Source organism: Acidimicrobiales bacterium, assembly GCA_035533595.1.
Classification (GTDB): domain Bacteria; phylum Actinomycetota; class Acidimicrobiia; order Acidimicrobiales; family Bog-793; genus DATLTN01.
Map to the genome: position 1 here is coordinate 1 of DATLTN010000058.1, position 14,172 is coordinate 14,172.

Here is a 14,172-nt window from a genome sequence, read left to right on the forward strand (position 1 = left end):
CCCCCCCCACGAGGCGCGCCCCGACTAGGCCTTGATACCTGCCGCCTTGCAGACGTCCTTGGTGACCGCAGAGCACAGTGCCGAGGCCGAGATGAACTTGTCCTTGACGACCGTCGAGGCCATGTTCGAGCGGTCGACCCAGACCGGCGTCAGCAACGACGCGGGCTGCTTCTGGCCCGAGACCCCGGCGGGGGGCGTCGTCGTGGAGTTCACGAGCGCCTTCGGCGGGGCCTTGTGCGCCCGGATGATGGTCGCCAAGGCGACCGCGTCCTGGGCCTCCTGGTACACGGCCTTGTAGACCGATCCGCACTGGTAGCCCTGGAGCACGTTCTCCATGCCCTGCAGCGTCGCGTCCTGACCCGTCGTCGGGATCTTGCGGGGGCCGACGCCGGCGTTCTTCAGGTCCGTCACCACCGCGTTCGCGAGGCCGTCATTGGCCTCGACGGTCGCGTTGATGCTCGGGTGAGCGGTGAACTGCTGCTGGAAGATCGTGCCGCCGGTGGCGTTCACCCACCCGGGCGTGATCTGCTCGCCGATGAGCGTGTAGCCCTTCTGGTTCGTCAGCCCGGCGCTAAGCGGCGTGCTCGCCTTGCCCCAGATCACCGAGTTGTAGCCCTGGGCGAAGGAGACGGCGTTGGGGTCGGTGTCCTGGCCGCCGTCGAGCACGAAGACCTTCGGCTTGGTCACGTGCCAGGCCGTGACGCAGGACACGAAGCCCTTGCCGATCAGCTGGCCGACGGTGAAGTTGTTGAAGCTCACGTAGTAGGTCTTAGAGCCCACGAACGTCGCCCGGTCGTAGCTAATGACCGCCACGCCGTGCGATGCGGCGTAGGACTGGATCTGGGCACCCACCGTGCTGTCGATCGGGTCGAAGACGAGCACCTTGGCGCCCACCGCGATGTCGGCCTGGGCGTCTGCCAGCTCCGTCGCGTCGACGCCCTGGGCGTTGTCGATCTTGAACTGCGCCTTCGAGTACCCAGCGAGTCGGAAGGCCCTGGCCAGGTAGGGGGCGTCGAAGTCGACGTAGCGCGTCGACGAGGTCGTGTCCGGCAGGATCACCCCGACGAGACCCTTGCCGGCCGCCGTCAGCGCCTTGAACTTCGCCATTTCCGAGAAGCTGCTGTTGAACGACTTCACACTCAGCCCGGCCGGGACCGTGGCCTTGGCCACCGCCCCCACTGAGCCGCTCATCGCGACGAGGCCGACGAGGGAGGCGACGCCGAAGCCCGCTCCCAAACGTCGCCCGATCCGGATTCCATCCATTTGCAACTACCTCCGTGTTCAATTCCCGCGAGCTGCGGCTCTAGAGAAGCGTGGAGGACCAGCGCTTTCGCCAATAGGGCCGAAGGGCTCTCTTCTGTCACGAACGGCACGGAGCCCTTCAGGGACTAACGGTGCGGAAACGGCTGGCGCGGCGGCGTGGGCGGCCTGAACCGACCGTGGCCACGCGCGCCAGGAGGGCAGGGCCGCCGCCTCGGCCGGCGCAGCGGGAAGGGCCAATCGGCCCTACTGGCGCCTGCCGAAAGGGGGGAGGCTGGCATCGGAGCACTGGCAGAGGAGGAGCAAGATGAAAGCAGTCGTTGGAGACCGCCTCGTCGTGAAGGGCCACCACCTCGGGGAGCCCGACCGCGACGGTGAGATCCTCGAGGTCCACGGCGGTCGGGGCACGCCGCCCTACCTGGTGCGGTGGTCCGAAGACGGGCATGTCGGCTTGGTGTTCCCCGGGCCGGACGCGCAGGTCGAGCACCTAAGGGCCGCACGCCGGGGATGAGCCAAGGGCCGCGCACGTCGGCCGCCCGATGCCAAGTCAACGATCCAGAGGAGGAACCTCATGAGCAGCGACACAATGAGCAGCCTGCGCCCGGTGGTCGTAGGGGTCGACGGTTCCGAACCCTCGCGCGCGGCGCTCCGGTGGGGCGCCGAGGAGGCGCGACTGCGCGGCCTGCCGCTGGAGGCGGTCATCACCTGGGAGTTCCCGAACACCGACGGATGGGACTACCCCGACCTCGACCTCGATCTCGGCGAGGACGCGAAGAAGATGATCGACGAGACCATCACCTCGGTCCTCGGCGAGACACCCGACGCGCCCGTCACGGCGACGGTGATCCACGGCCACGCGGCGCTCGTGTTGGTCGAGCGCTCCGAGGAGGCAGCACTCGTCGTGGTGGGGAGCCGCGGCCACGGTGGCTTCGCGGGCCTGCTCCTCGGATCGGTGAGCGAGCATCTCGCGGCGCACGCACGTTGCCCGGTCGCGATCATCCACGTCCCGAAGGACCGTCATCAGGAAAAGCGGTAAATCGCGCCGCCGGCCCGCGCGCCGCCTCCGAACAGGGCGATCGTCGCGCCGCCCCACGGCGCGAGCGGTCGATCGCCGACCACAGGCGACCGGTGACGACACCGCGAAGGCCGGTGACCAGCCGAGCCGATCCGGGACCGACTGAGGACACAAGTCGGCGAGCTCATCGCCGAGGACGACGCGGTTCGCCGCAGCAGCACCGAGCCGCACACGAAATACGGCCGTCGCCTCGATCATGCCCTCGCCACGTCGGGAGCCGCGCGAGCTGCTGCTGCACCGAGAGCCGGGCGTCAAGCGGGCGCGACACGCGCTGAGACCGTTGCGCGCTCCCGGGCACCGCGCCCGCGTCGAGCGTCGGCGCGCACGGTGCCGAGCTCCTCGGGGAATGCCACGAAGCGTCGCCGCCCGAGCGTTTCTCCGCGACCTGCGCGAGGCGAAACCACGAGCGCCGCCGATGCAACGACGCCGCATCTCGCATTTGCGCTCGGCACCCTCTCGGGGGGAGAGGCAGCCCGGATCGAGACGACCGACAACCCCTGCAGCGAACCGCTCGGTGTCTGCGGGGCCGCTTTGCCCAGGCGTGACCTCGGCGCCGCCCGCCGCTGGCGTCGCTTCGACGCGGTCGTCGGCGGGTTGACCCAGGAGAACGCCCTGTCGAGGCGAGGTGATGCCGCTCTTCCATGCCGGCTGCTACGCCGCGATGTCGAGGATCGGCGCCTCGATCCCCCAAGGCTGTCGGCTAGGACGTCCGTCAGGGCAGCGGGATCTGCGGCCAGGAATGCCCCTGCGCCACAACGCTCCCCGGGAGACCTGAGACCGAGATCTCCGCAGCCGAGGTGACCAAAGCCCCTATTGGCCGGGTCTCCCGCCGTCTTACCTTCACGAGAGCGTCGCAACTCCCCCACGCGACCCGAGCCGGAAGGACCCCAATGATCGCAAGCCTGGAACTTCCTATCGCCCCCCAATTCGAGCGGTCGGTCGGCCAGCTCGTGCGGCGCGTCGAGGCGCTCCACCGCCTCGCGGCCCTGCGCGCCCGTCCGCGGTCCGTCGCACCCGTCGAGGGCGTGATCGGCCACGACCACGCCACCTTGGTTCTGCACGGGCATGTCGACCTGCAGCGGATGCCGGAACTCGGCGTGGTCATCGCGGGCATCCTGGCGCTCGCCCCACCCGCCCTTGTAGTCGACCTCACCGAGGCCAACTCGATCGGGCTCGACGCGCTCGCGGAGATCACCAAGATCACGCAGGCGCTACCACAGGTCGAGCTTCGCCTGCCCGTACCCACTAGCGCGACCTGCCGACAGCTCCTCTCGGCGTGAGTGATCACGCAGGGCCGGGTTCCTCCGAGCTCGCCGTCATCGTCCGGGGCCTGGAGAAGGCCTATGGGGGGACGGCCGCGGTCGCCGGCATCGACCTTGAGGTCGCTCGCGGGGAGATCTTCGCCCTCCTCGGTCCGAACGGCGCGGGCAAGACGACCACGATGGAGATTCTGGAGGGCTACCGCGCTCGCGACCGGGGTGAGGTCTCCGTGCCCGGCCACGACCCGGGCCGCGAACGGGCCGCGCTGAAGTCACGCATCGGCATCGTGCTGCAGGCGACGGGCATCGAGGCCTATCTCACTGTCGTCGAGACGGTGTCCATGTACGCGGAGCTCTATCCACGGCCCCTCGGCGTCGACGAGGTGATCGAGATCGTCGGACTCACCTCCAAGCGCGACGAGCGGGTCATCCACCTCTCCGGTGGGCAGCAGCGCCGCCTCGAAATGGCGATCGCCTTCGTCGGTGACCCGGACCTCGTGTTCCTCGACGAGCCGACGACCGGCTTCGATCCCTCGGCCCGCCATGAGGCGTGGGACCTCGTGAAGCGCTTCGCCGCCCTCGGTAAGACCGTGCTGCTCACCACCCACTACATGGACGAGGCGCGCTTTCTCGCGGACCGCGTCGCAGTGATCTCGGCGGGGCGGATCGTCGCCGAGGGCGCTCCCGCCGCACTCGAGTCGGGCAGCCGCGCCCGGACACGACTGCACTGCCGGCTCGTCCCACCGATGCTCCCGCCGAACGACCTCGGTCGGCCCGCCGAGGACGGCACGCTCGAGGTGGAACTCGACGACGTGCTGCCGACTCTGCACCGCCTGCTCCACTGGGCCGAGGAGCACGGCGTGGAGCTGTAGGAGTTCGAGGTCACCCGGCCGTCGCTCGAGGACGTCTACCTCGAACTCACGAACGGGGTGGGCGCCGCCTTTCCCCGACCGTCCGGGGAGGCGCGCTCGTGAGCACCGTGGGTATCACGCTGTCCCAGGTGCACTACGTCAACCGCGCCTTTTGGCGGAATCCGGCACGCGCTTTCTTCACGTTCGCCTTTCCACTGATGTTCCTCGTCATCTTCACCTCGCTGCTCGGGAACTACACCCTCCGCCTCGGCCAGGTCACGATCCGGTCGTCGACGTACTACGTCGCCGCGATGGCCGCGTTCTCGGTGATCACCGCTTGCTACAACAACATCGCGATCGCGATGAGCTAAGGCCGCGACGCAGGGATCCTGAAGCGCATCGACGGCTCTCCGATGCCGCGGGCCGCCTTCCTTGCCTCACGCATCCTTCACGCGCTGTTGATCGCCGTCGTGCTCGTCGCCCTCACCGTCGCCTTCGGGCGCGCCCTGTACCACGCAGAGATCCCCACCGGGGCTGCCCTCGCCCGTTTCGTGCTGATGCTCGTTGTCGGATCAGGAACTTTCTGCGCGCTCGAGCTCGCGCTGACCGCGATCATCCCGAACGCCGACGCCTCGGCACCGATCGTGAACGCCAGCATCCTCCCGCTGCTCTTCCTCTCGGGCATCCTTATCCCGTTCGGGAATAACACGGCTTCGTGGATCCTCTGGGTGTCGCGCATCTTTCCCGTGCGGCACTTCGCCGCCGGGATGCAGTCGGGCCTGGTCGGAACACCATTTGACTGGGTCGATCTCGTCATCGTGGCCGCCTGGGGGGCCGCCGGGATCCTCGCCGCGGCCCGCTATTTCCGCTGGGAGCCGAGTTCCAACTAGCGCCACGACGGCCATACGACGCAGCGCGGCCCACCAGGGCATTGCGCAAGTCCCGCTCGTCGATTCTTTTCGAATCTCCGTGCCCCGGGGGAACATTGGCGCCCTCCCCGGCGTTCTTCTATTTGGCATCATCGAAATGCTGGAAGGGAGGCAGGACCACCGGGTGATATGGGCGATATTCCCAACGCGTGCTCCGGGCTTCTGGACGGTGACGGGGCGTCGGCAGTTCTGACGTGACGCCGGTGCATCGGGAGACGGGTGCCGATGAAGGACGCGGCCCCGCAAAGCCGGAGCGCTCGAAGCTCGACCGAGCGTCGTGACCTCGGCGCCGAAACCGGGCCAGGGGCACGCGTGACAACCGAATAACAAATGCTCGGCGCGCGGCTGCGCTCGCCGGGCATTTGCGCGACCGGGGGCTGGCTCGCCCGGCCCCGGTCACGGTCGTGCCCCCGGTCATGGTCGTCCAGGGCAGCCTATCGACGGCCACGCCCGCCGGTCGCCGGCTGGCTCCGCCTGACGTCCGCACGGAAGACGTTGACCGCCAGCCAGAGGGCGCTCGTCGCGGCGAAGCCGAGGAAGACGACGGTGAGCACGGGGTAGCCGAGCACCTGGGTGCCGTGGCTGCCCGAGAACAGCGCGGCGGCGACGACGAGCGCGGCGGTCACGATGCCGACGGTCACCCGGTTCGCCAGCTTCTGGAAACCTCGCATCAGCTCCGGGTCGTCGAAGCCCTGGATGTTGAGGCTGAAGCGCCCGTCGGCGACCGAGTCCATCACCTTGTTCAACCGCGCGGGGAGGTTCTCGACGAACTCCTTGGTGTCGAGGGCGGTCCCGAGGAGCCGGCGCGGCGAGAGCTCGCCGAGCATGTGCCGCTGCATGAGGTCCGTCGCGTGCTCGCGGATCGCCGCGTTCGGCTCGAAGGTCGGATCGAGTGCCCGCGCCACCTCGTCGAGGTTGAGGAGCGCCTTCATCAGCATCGTGAGCTCCGGCGCGGGCCGCAGCCCACACTGGCCCGCGACGCGCGCCAGTTCACCGAGCAGCGTGCCGGCGCGCAACGACGAGAGGTCGGCACCCTGGCTCCGCATCACGAGGTCGGAGGCCTCGCGACGCAGCAACCGCGGCTGGTAGTCCTCGAGCGGCTCGCCCAGCTCCTCGAGCGCGCCCGCGACCTCCTCGCCGCGCCCGTCGCCCATCGCGAGGAGCAACCGCAGCAGCGTCGTCCGGGTGCCCGGGGCGACGTGGGCGACCATCCCGAGGTCGATCACGCCGAGGCGGCCGTCGGAGGTAAGGAGGATGTTGCCGGGGTGCGGATCGGCGTGGAAGAAGCCGTGGATGAGGACCTGGTCGAGGTAGGCGGAGAAGAGCTCCTCGAGCATCGGTGCGCCGTCGATATCGATCTGGCCGATCGGCGGGATCGAGCCCACGTTACGGCCGTCGAGGAGCTCCATCGTGAGCACGCGCTCGCTGGTGTAGTCGTGCACCGGCTGAGGGATGACGAGCAGGTCGTAGTCGGCGAGGTCTTCGCCCAGGCGCACGAGGTTCGCCGCCTCGACGCGGTAGTCGAGCTCGTCGAGGGTCGACCGCCGGAACTGCTCGACCATCGCCCGGAAGTCGAGCCGGCCGGCCGCGTCCCCGTGGCGCTCCACGAACTCGGCGAGCTCGTCGATCACGGCCATGTCCTCGACGATCTGCTCGCGGACCCCTGGGCGCTGCACCTTCACGGCCACCGCGCGGCCGTCGCGCAGGCAGGCCCGGTGGACCTGCCCGAGCGAGGCGGAGGCAAGCGGCTCCTCCTCGAAGGAGGAGAAGGCGGTCGAGACGCGCACACCGAGCTCGCTCTCGACGATCTCTCGCGCGACGTCGTAGGGCAGCGGGGCGACGTCGTCCTGGAGATGCACGAGGGCCGCGAGGTACTCCGCCGGCAGGAGGTCCGAGCGGGTCGAGAGCAGTTGACCGAGCTTGATGAAGGTTGGCCCGAGCTCCTCGAGCTGCTGCGCGAAGGCTTTGGCGTCCTCCGCCGTCGTGTCGGTACCGGGCTCCGGCCGACCGTCGGCGGCGAGGCGGATTGCGCCGCGGTGCTTCACCAGGAGCCGACCGAGCTCGCCGTAGCGGGGGAGGTGGCGCGCCTTCAGCGAGGGACTCATGGCCCTCCCTTACCCCGAGCGGGCACAAACGACCAGCGACCCGCGCGCGGCCGAGCTCCCGAACGCGCTTTTGGGAGGCTGTCAGCCCCCCGCCATCGCGCCGATCACGTGGAGAGGCTCTCGCCCGGCCGCGACGGCGTCGGGGAGTGGGGCCTCGGGGGCCTCGTGGGAGACGTCCTCCTCACAGGCGTAGAAGCGGATGAAGGGGCGACGGCTGAGGGTGACCGGGTCGCGGATGGTGCCCTTCAGCACCGGGTGCTCCGCCTCGAGCGCGTCGAGGACGCTGCGCTGGGTGACGGCGCCCGCGACCTCGAGGCCCACCTCGCGACCGGTGCCGGCGAGCTGCTGCAGGTGGGCGGGCAGGGTGACGCGGATCACTGCAGCGTCTGCACCTCTACCGAGAGGACGCGCGGCAGGTCGCGCACGATCGGGGCCCAGGAGTCCCCCTCGTCCGCGGAGGCGTAGACCTGGCCCCCCGTCGTGCCGAAGTAGAGGCCACACGGCTCGAGACTGTCGACCGCCATCGCGTCCCGGAGGACGTTCAGGTAGCAGTCCTTCTGGGGTAGCCCGTCGGTGAGCGGCTCCCACTCGTCTCCCCCGCTCCGGCTGCGGTAGACGCGCAGCTTGCCTTCCGGTGGGAAGTGCTCCGAGTCGCTCTTGATCGGGACGACGTACACCGTGTCCGGCTCGTGCGCGTGGATCGCGATCGGGAAGCCGAAGTCGCTCGGCAGGTTCCCGCTCACCTCCCGCCACGACTCGCCCGCGTCGTCGGTCCGCATCACGTCCCAGTGCTTCTGCATGAAGAGCACGTCGGGGCGGGCGGGGTGCATCGCGATGCGGTGCACGCAGTGGCCGACCTCGGCGTCGTCGTCGGGGATGCCCTCGGAGCGCAGGCCGCGGTTGATGGGGCGCCACGAGGCACCGCCGTCGTCGGTGCGGAACGCGCCGGCGGCGGAGATCGCCACGAAGATCCGCTCAGGGTTGACGGGGTCGAGCACCACCGTGTGCACGCACATCCCGCCCGCGCCGGGCTGCCAGGAGGGCCCCGAGTTGTGGGTGCGCAGCCCCGGGAGCTCGGACCAGCTCTTCGCTCCGTCGTCCGACCGGAACAGCGCGGCGTCCTCGACGCCCGCGTAGACGACGTCGGGGTCCGCCGGCGAGGGCTCGAGGTGCCAGACGCGCGCGAACTCCCAGGGGTGTGGGGTGCCGTCGTACCACTGGTGCGTGCCGGCCTCGCTCGCGTAGGCGAAGTCCTTGCCGACTGGCTCCCAGGTCGCTCCCCCGTCGTCGGAGCGCTGGATGATCTGACCGAACCAGCCCGAGGACTGCGACGCGTACAGCCGGGAGGGGTCCGCCGGTGAGCCGGCGACGTGGTAGATCTCCCAGCCGCCGAAGTGCGGTCCGCTCACCTCCCACGAGCGGCGGGCCCCGTCCGAGGTGAGGATGAAGGCACCCTTCTGGGTGCCCACGAGCACACGTACGCCGGCCATCTCGCTACCTCCCGTGGACGAGCCAAATCTACGCGAGCGCGCTCACGGACGCGCTCGCGGCGGCCGGCCCGTCTCGCGCCCAATTCAGGCGGGGATCACCGCCGCCAGACGGCGGCGCAGCTCTCCGTAGGTGGACGCGTCGAGAGGGCCCCTCCGCAGCGCGTCGAGGTTGTCCTGCAAGTGTTCGATCCGGGAGGTGCCGACGATCGTCGTGTGCACGTCGGGATGAGAGAGCGTGGCGCGCAGGAGGAAGGTGGTCCGCTCCTCGCCCTCGAGCAGGTCGTCGAGGCCTGCGGCGCTCCACGCCAAGAGGTTGGAGGCCGCGCTCTCGCGGCGCTCTGAGCGGGCGATGCGCAGCCGTTCGGTCTCCCCCGAGAGGCTCCCCTGCGCCACCCCGCCACGGACGATCACCCCGAGGCCCTCCGCCGCGGCCTTCCTCATCCCCGCTTCGAGGAGCGGGTCGAGCACCGAGTAGGAGAGCTGGACGGTGGCGTAGCGGCCGCCGCCCACCTGCGCCTCGATGTCGGTCGCGGTGACGCCGGTCACGCCGAGGTGGGTGAACTTGCCCGCTCGCTGCAGCTCGAGCAGCACGTCCATCGCCCCGGAAGCGACGAGCGACGAGAGCGGCGGGCTGCTCGCGACCTGGAGCACGTCGATGTGATCCGTGCGCAGCGTCCGCAGGCTCCAGTCGAGCTCCTCGCGCAGCCCTTCGGGGGACCAGTCGTGCAGGTAGCCGGAGCGGGTGCGTGGCTCGAGGACGGGGAGCTGGCCGACGGCGAAGCCGATCTTCGTCGCGAGCAGGTACTCCTCGCGGCGGTGGCTGAGGTGCTCGCCGATCAGCTCCTCGGTGACCCCGTAGACGGGCGCCGAGTCGATGAAGTTGATGCCGGCGTCGAGGACCGCGTTGAGGAGCCGTCCGGCGGCGGCGCGATCGAGATGCGCCGGGTAGCCCGACCCCGCGCCGCGCAGCGACATCGCCCCGTAGCCGAGGCGGGTGACCGCGAGCCCGCTACTTCCGAGTGTCGCCGTTGGCAGGCCCTCGCCCATGACCCTCCCGTTCTGCAGCCGTCGGTGGCCCGCGGATCGTACGGGAGCAGGCCGCGGCCAGCGCGCCCGGCACGACCCGCGGCGCGAGGGAGCCCCGGGGAGCGATCTCCGCGCAACCCCCCGGTGCGGTTGAATGGCCCGGCGGTCGGCCGCGCCCCGCCGCCTACCGAAGGAGATCGCCATGCCCGTCGACTCATCAGCGCTCACCTCCGCCGTCGCACAGGCGGACGCCGCGGCGAACATCGCCTCGGGGGCCGCCGGCGTCGGGGCAGAGGACCCCCGCGCCGCGTCGGCGATCCAGATGCTCGGCGAAGCCGTGAGGGCCATGGGCGAGGCGGTGAAGACGCTCGCCGCAGCGGTCTCGGCCGTCTGAGTGCACGAAGGCGCGGCCTTCTGAGGAGGGTGTTCGCCGCCGGCGCGCTCAGCCAGTGACGGCTCCGCCGTGCTCGTCGAAGTACCGCCGCCACGACTCGGGGACCGAACCGGAGTCCTCGAGGAACTCCTCGCGCATCTCCTCGGCGAACCAGGAGTTGAGGCCGAGGTCCTCGGGCGCCTCCGCCGCCGCCTCGCCGCTTGCCACCGGAGCTGCCCCACCGGCGGGCAGCGGCGCGCGCAGGGGGATCACCGCTGCGTCGCCGTCCGCGCCGCCGCCCGCGCCCTCGGCGGTCTCGCGCGTCGGCGGGAAGTGGAACACGACGGCGTCGGTTCCGTCGGCCTCAGGGTGCCCGTCGACTTCGGCCGGCACCACCGCCGGCTCGGGGACGGGGGGCGCCGCCGCCTCGTCGTCGAGCACCCCTTCGAGCGAGTCGATGGTCGAGCCGTCGGCGCTCAACCCGTACTGCATCGAGGTGACCACAGCGCCGCTCACCGTCTCGGAGCCGTAGCCGACCGTCGTGTTCGTGTTGGAGAACGTGGTGCTGTTGGTGGAGACGCTGGCGCCGGCCGCGGAGAGACCGATCGCCCTGCCACCACCGCGCCGATGGCCGACTTGTGCCTGACAAGCCTCGTGATGCGGATGGAACCTCCCTCCCTCGCCGTGCTCCGACGAGACGGCCCGTCCGCCGGTGCTTTGCCGATGTTCGGGGGATGAACTGGTTGTCCCCTCACAGATCGGTGCATTGAAGGCGCAACTAAAGAGTCGGACAGGAAGGCTGCGTCTCCCGCCGGGTTCCGCGCGCGGGGAAGGGGGGTTACCGGTCGGCCGGCGGGGCGTCAGTGGATGACGGTGACGAGGGTCCCGTAGGCGAGGTAGGGCCAGGCGCGCGCCGCGTCGCTCAACGGCAGCTCCACGCAGCCGAGGCTCTGAGGGATGCCGTAGTCGGCGCGGTCCATGTAGTGGACGGCGTCGCTGCCGTGGAAGTAGGCGATGTACTGGACGAGGTCGGCGTAGTGCGAGCCGTCCGGGTTGGTGCCGCGCATCACCTGGCTGCGGAGGCGGGTGTTCACGGGGAAGTTCCCGTCGGGGGTCGGGGCGCCGGCGATCCCGGTGTTCGCCGGGCTGTGCAGCACCGCCTTCCCGTCGTGCCAGACGGTGAGGCTCTCCGGTGCCTGCTTGTCGGCGAGCGCGTAGTTGTAGCCACCGGTGTTCAGCGTGTTCGCGGCGATCGCACCGAGCAGCGCGCTCCAGACCCCGGGGCCGATCACGCCGCTCGTCGTGAGGCTGTGGTCGGCCTCGAAGGACATCACGAGGCCCCTCGTGAAGACGTTGTCACGACCGGGCTTCCAGAGGCTGACGAGCTCACTCGGCCAGCCGCTGTTCGTCCAGCTGAAGCTCCCCGCCGGCGGGTTGAAGAGCGCGGCCGCCTGCGCGGTGCTGTCACCGGGGGCGATCGCGGCACCGGACGGGGTCCAGGTGAGGGGCGCGTAGTCGAGGAGGGCGAGCAGCTGCTGCAACCGCAGGAGCGAGCCGTCGCGGACGCGGTAGTGCGTCACGGTGCCCGAGGCGAGCTCCCCACCCGCGGCCCCGTGCGGGCCCGCGGCCCCGGCCGGCACGGTGAGCGTCACCACCGAGAGCGGGAGGGCGTCGCTCGCGGGGGTGAAGGTGGCGACGTCGCCCGCCACCGCCCAGCTCCCCTGCAGCGGCGGGCTGAAGACCGGCATCGGTGAGCCGGCGGCGAGCGCGGCCGAGAAGGTCACCGTCACCGGCGCCGCCGGGTCGACCCCCTTCGTCCCGTCGGCGGGGCTGGTGCCCGCGACGACGAGCGGCGCGGCCGGGGTCGTGGTCGTGACGGCGCCCGAGCGGCCGGAGGGTGCCGCCGCCGGGAGGGTGCCCGTCGGGGTCCCGGCGGGCCGTCCGGGACGGCCGACCTCGAAGCCGATCACCGCCGCGGCGGCGATCGCGACGAGGACCACCGGCACGAGAAGGAGCCCGAGCCGCCGCCGCGGCGTTCCGTAGACCGTCATCCCGACCCATTGCTACCCGCTCCCGGCCGCGGATCCCCCGCGGGCGCGCCCCAGGGGCGGGGCGGTAGACCGGTGCCATGGCCGGCGCAGCGGAGTCGGTGGCCGCGGAGGTGGTGATCGTTGGGGCGGCTTCGCCGGCCTCGCCGCCGCGAAGGCCCTCGAGCGCGCCGGCGCGCGGGTCACCGTCGTCGACCGCCACGTCTACAGCACCTTCCAGCCGCTCCTCTACCAGGTGGCGACGGGCGCGCTGAACCCCGGCGACATCGCCTACCCGATCCGCGCCCTGTCGAGGAAGCGGCGGATCCACTTCCGCCACGGCGAGGCGGAGCGCATCGACACCGCCAACCGCCAGCTGCTGCTCGCGGGCGGCGCGAGCCTCGCCTACGACTACCTCGTCCTCGCCTGCGGCGCGGCCGTGAACTACTTCGACGTCGAGGGCGCCGCAGAGCACAGCGCCGCGCTCTACACCCGCGGCGAGGCGATCACGCTGCGGGACCGGCTGATGGGCGAGCTCGAGCAGCTCGCCTCGGGCGACGCCTCCCGCGGGCTGGTCGCGGTGGTCGTCGGCGGCGGCCCGACGGGAGTCGAGATGGCGGGCGCGCTCGCCGAGCTGCGGGACACCGCGCTCACCCACGCCTTCCCCGAGCTCGACCCGAAGACGATCCGCGTCGTGCTCGTCGAGCGCGCCGACGAGCTGCTCGCGCCCTTCCACCCGGCGCTGCGCGCCTACGCGAGGTCCCAGCTCGAGCGGCGCTCTGTCGAGCTCAGGCTCGCGGCCACGATCAGCTCGGTCGCCACCGGCGCCGTCCACTTCGAGGACGGCTCCTCCCTCCGCTCCGACCTCACCGTCTGGGCGGCGGGGGTGACCGTCGCCGCGCAGGTGCGTGGCTTCGGCCTGCCGCTCGGGCGCGGCGGGCGGATCGAGGTCGACGGCGACCTGCGCGTCCGCGGCGAGGAGCGGATCTTCGCCGTCGGTGACGTCGCCCTCTCGGGCGAGCGCCTCCCGCAGCTCGCGCAGCCGGCGATCCAGATGGGCCGCCACGCCGGGCGCCAGATCGCGGCGCTCCTCGCCGGTGGGGCCACAGAGGCCTTCGCCTACCGGGACAAGGGGACGATGGCGACGATCGGCCGGCGCGCCGCCGTCGCCGAGTTGCGCGGCGGCATTCGCCTGCGAGGCACGCTCGCCTGGGGTGCCTGGCTGGCGCTGCACATCGTGACCCTGCTCGGCAACCGCAGCCGCGCCTCGGCGCTGCTCAACCTCACCTGGCGCTACGTGGCGTGGCCGAGCGGCAGCGGCGTGATCGTCGGCGACATCGCCGAGGAGCCACCCGCGAAGCCCTGATCGGCCCGCTCAGGCGTCGAGGTCGGCGGTGTCGGGCGGGACGTCGACGGCGTGCTCCTGCAGTGCCTCGAGGGGCACGATCTCGAGCGCACGTTCGTGGGTGGAGGCGAGCACGACGTAGGCGGCGGCGCCGTCGCGATGGGCCCGCAGCCAGTTCACCGCTGTCACGCACCAGCGGTCGCCGGGGACGAGCCCGGGGAAGCGGTACTGGGGATGGGCGGTGACGAGGTCGTTGCCGATCCGCCGCTGGTGCTCGAGGAACTCCGCGGTCACGACCGCGCAGATGGTATGGCTCCCGAGATCCTCCGGGCCGCTGTTGCAGCAGCCGTCGCGGTAGAAGCCGGTGAGGGGGTCCATGCCACAGGGCTCGAGCTCCCCGCCGAGGACGTTGCGCTCCGCCATCTGCCGAGT

The 14,172-nt window shown here is 71.1% G+C and carries 16 protein-coding genes; 8 read left to right on the forward strand and 8 right to left on the reverse strand.

Going from position 1 to position 14,172, the window contains the following annotated elements:
- Positions 1-24: 24 nt before the first annotated feature.
- Positions 25-1,263 (reverse strand): substrate-binding domain-containing protein, encoded by a 1,239-nt coding sequence (locus VNF07_10955; protein ID HVB06750.1) that lies wholly within the window; start codon positions 1,261-1,263, stop codon positions 25-27.
- A 304-nt stretch (positions 1,264-1,567) separates the two neighbouring features.
- On the opposite strand from VNF07_10955, the gene VNF07_10960 reads away from it, so the two are divergent.
- The 6 genes from VNF07_10960 (at position 1,568) to VNF07_10985 (ending at position 5,335) form a co-directional block, all read left to right on the forward strand.
- Positions 1,568-1,771 (forward strand): DUF1918 domain-containing protein, encoded by a 204-nt coding sequence (locus VNF07_10960; GenBank protein HVB06751.1) that lies wholly within the window; start codon positions 1,568-1,570, stop codon positions 1,769-1,771.
- Positions 1,772-1,831: 60 nt separating this feature from the next.
- Positions 1,832-2,296 carry a universal stress protein gene (locus VNF07_10965; protein HVB06752.1) on the forward strand — a complete coding sequence of 155 codons (465 nt, stop codon included), beginning with the start codon at positions 1,832-1,834 and terminating at the stop codon, positions 2,294-2,296.
- A gap of 929 nt (positions 2,297-3,225) precedes the next feature.
- Positions 3,226-3,615, forward strand: a complete 390-nt coding sequence (locus VNF07_10970; protein ID HVB06753.1) for a hypothetical protein — start codon at positions 3,226-3,228, stop codon at positions 3,613-3,615.
- Positions 3,612-4,466 (forward strand): ABC transporter ATP-binding protein, encoded by an 855-nt coding sequence (locus VNF07_10975; GenBank protein ID HVB06754.1) that lies wholly within the window; start codon positions 3,612-3,614, stop codon positions 4,464-4,466. Before VNF07_10970 ends, VNF07_10975 begins: the two co-directional genes overlap by 4 nt.
- 98 nt (positions 4,467-4,564) lie before the next feature.
- A complete protein-coding gene (locus VNF07_10980) occupies positions 4,565-4,816 on the forward strand; it encodes a hypothetical protein (protein HVB06755.1) in 252 nt (83 codons plus the stop codon).
- A gap of 18 nt (positions 4,817-4,834) precedes the next feature.
- Positions 4,835-5,335, forward strand: coding sequence for an ABC transporter permease (locus tag VNF07_10985; GenBank protein ID HVB06756.1), 501 nt, complete (start codon positions 4,835-4,837; stop codon positions 5,333-5,335).
- 473 nt (positions 5,336-5,808) lie between these two features.
- Here VNF07_10985 and VNF07_10990 read toward each other — a convergent pair whose 3' ends face one another.
- The 4 genes from VNF07_10990 to VNF07_11005 all read right to left on the reverse strand — a co-directional run bounded on the left by VNF07_10990 (position 5,809) and on the right by VNF07_11005 (position 10,016).
- Complete coding sequence (locus tag VNF07_10990; protein ID HVB06757.1) at positions 5,809-7,479, reverse strand: AarF/UbiB family protein; 1,671 nt, start codon at positions 7,477-7,479, stop codon at positions 5,809-5,811.
- An 81-nt stretch (positions 7,480-7,560) separates the two neighbouring features.
- Complete coding sequence (locus tag VNF07_10995; protein ID HVB06758.1) at positions 7,561-7,857, reverse strand: MoaD/ThiS family protein; 297 nt, start codon at positions 7,855-7,857, stop codon at positions 7,561-7,563.
- A complete protein-coding gene (locus tag VNF07_11000) occupies positions 7,854-8,969 on the reverse strand; it encodes a sialidase family protein (protein HVB06759.1) in 1,116 nt (371 codons plus the stop codon). The genes VNF07_10995 and VNF07_11000 overlap by 4 nt, the downstream gene beginning before the upstream one ends.
- Before the next feature lie 84 nt (positions 8,970-9,053).
- Positions 9,054-10,016 carry an aldo/keto reductase gene (locus tag VNF07_11005; GenBank protein HVB06760.1) on the reverse strand — a complete coding sequence of 321 codons (963 nt, stop codon included), beginning with the start codon at positions 10,014-10,016 and terminating at the stop codon, positions 9,054-9,056.
- A gap of 181 nt (positions 10,017-10,197) precedes the next feature.
- On the opposite strand from VNF07_11005, the gene VNF07_11010 reads away from it, so the two are divergent.
- Positions 10,198-10,389, forward strand: a complete 192-nt coding sequence (locus VNF07_11010; protein ID HVB06761.1) for a hypothetical protein — start codon at positions 10,198-10,200, stop codon at positions 10,387-10,389.
- Positions 10,390-10,437: 48 nt separating this feature from the next.
- Here VNF07_11010 and VNF07_11015 read toward each other — a convergent pair whose 3' ends face one another.
- Together VNF07_11015 and VNF07_11020 are read right to left on the reverse strand one after the other, a co-directional pair.
- Positions 10,438-10,884 (reverse strand): hypothetical protein, encoded by a 447-nt coding sequence (locus VNF07_11015; protein ID HVB06762.1) that lies wholly within the window; start codon positions 10,882-10,884, stop codon positions 10,438-10,440.
- A gap of 344 nt (positions 10,885-11,228) precedes the next feature.
- Positions 11,229-12,419, reverse strand: a complete 1,191-nt coding sequence (locus VNF07_11020; protein HVB06763.1) for a L,D-transpeptidase family protein — start codon at positions 12,417-12,419, stop codon at positions 11,229-11,231.
- Between VNF07_11020 and VNF07_11025 the strand changes: the two genes are divergently transcribed.
- The gene (locus tag VNF07_11025) at positions 12,418-13,761 is read left to right on the forward strand and encodes an NAD(P)/FAD-dependent oxidoreductase (protein HVB06764.1); all 1,344 of its coding nucleotides are present in this window, start codon (positions 12,418-12,420) and stop codon (positions 13,759-13,761) included. The two genes, VNF07_11020 and VNF07_11025, sit on opposite strands and share 2 nt — an antisense overlap.
- Positions 13,762-13,770: 9 nt before the next feature.
- Here the strand turns inward: VNF07_11025 and VNF07_11030 are convergent, their stop codons facing one another.
- Complete coding sequence (locus VNF07_11030) at positions 13,771-14,163, reverse strand: DUF2237 domain-containing protein (GenBank protein ID HVB06765.1); 393 nt, start codon at positions 14,161-14,163, stop codon at positions 13,771-13,773.
- Between the last annotated feature and the right edge of the window lie 9 nt (positions 14,164-14,172).

Coding starts and splice junctions, on each gene's coding strand:
- VNF07_10965 (HVB06752.1), top strand. CDS start 1,832: ATGAGCAGCGACACAATGAGCAGCCTGCGCCCGGTGGTCGTAGGGGTC.
- VNF07_11005 (HVB06760.1), bottom strand. CDS start 10,016: ATGGGCGAGGGCCTGCCAACGGCGACACTCGGAAGTAGCGGGCTCGCG.
- VNF07_10970 (HVB06753.1), top strand. CDS start 3,226: ATGATCGCAAGCCTGGAACTTCCTATCGCCCCCCAATTCGAGCGGTCG.
- VNF07_11020 (HVB06763.1), bottom strand. CDS start 12,419: ATGACGGTCTACGGAACGCCGCGGCGGCGGCTCGGGCTCCTTCTCGTG.
- VNF07_10990 (HVB06757.1), bottom strand. CDS start 7,479: ATGAGTCCCTCGCTGAAGGCGCGCCACCTCCCCCGCTACGGCGAGCTC.
- VNF07_10960 (HVB06751.1), top strand. CDS start 1,568: ATGAAAGCAGTCGTTGGAGACCGCCTCGTCGTGAAGGGCCACCACCTC.
- VNF07_10955 (HVB06750.1), bottom strand. CDS start 1,263: ATGGATGGAATCCGGATCGGGCGACGTTTGGGAGCGGGCTTCGGCGTC.
- VNF07_11010 (HVB06761.1), top strand. CDS start 10,198: ATGCCCGTCGACTCATCAGCGCTCACCTCCGCCGTCGCACAGGCGGAC.
- VNF07_11000 (HVB06759.1), bottom strand. CDS start 8,969: ATGGCCGGCGTACGTGTGCTCGTGGGCACCCAGAAGGGTGCCTTCATC.
- VNF07_11030 (HVB06765.1), bottom strand. CDS start 14,163: ATGGCGGAGCGCAACGTCCTCGGCGGGGAGCTCGAGCCCTGTGGCATG.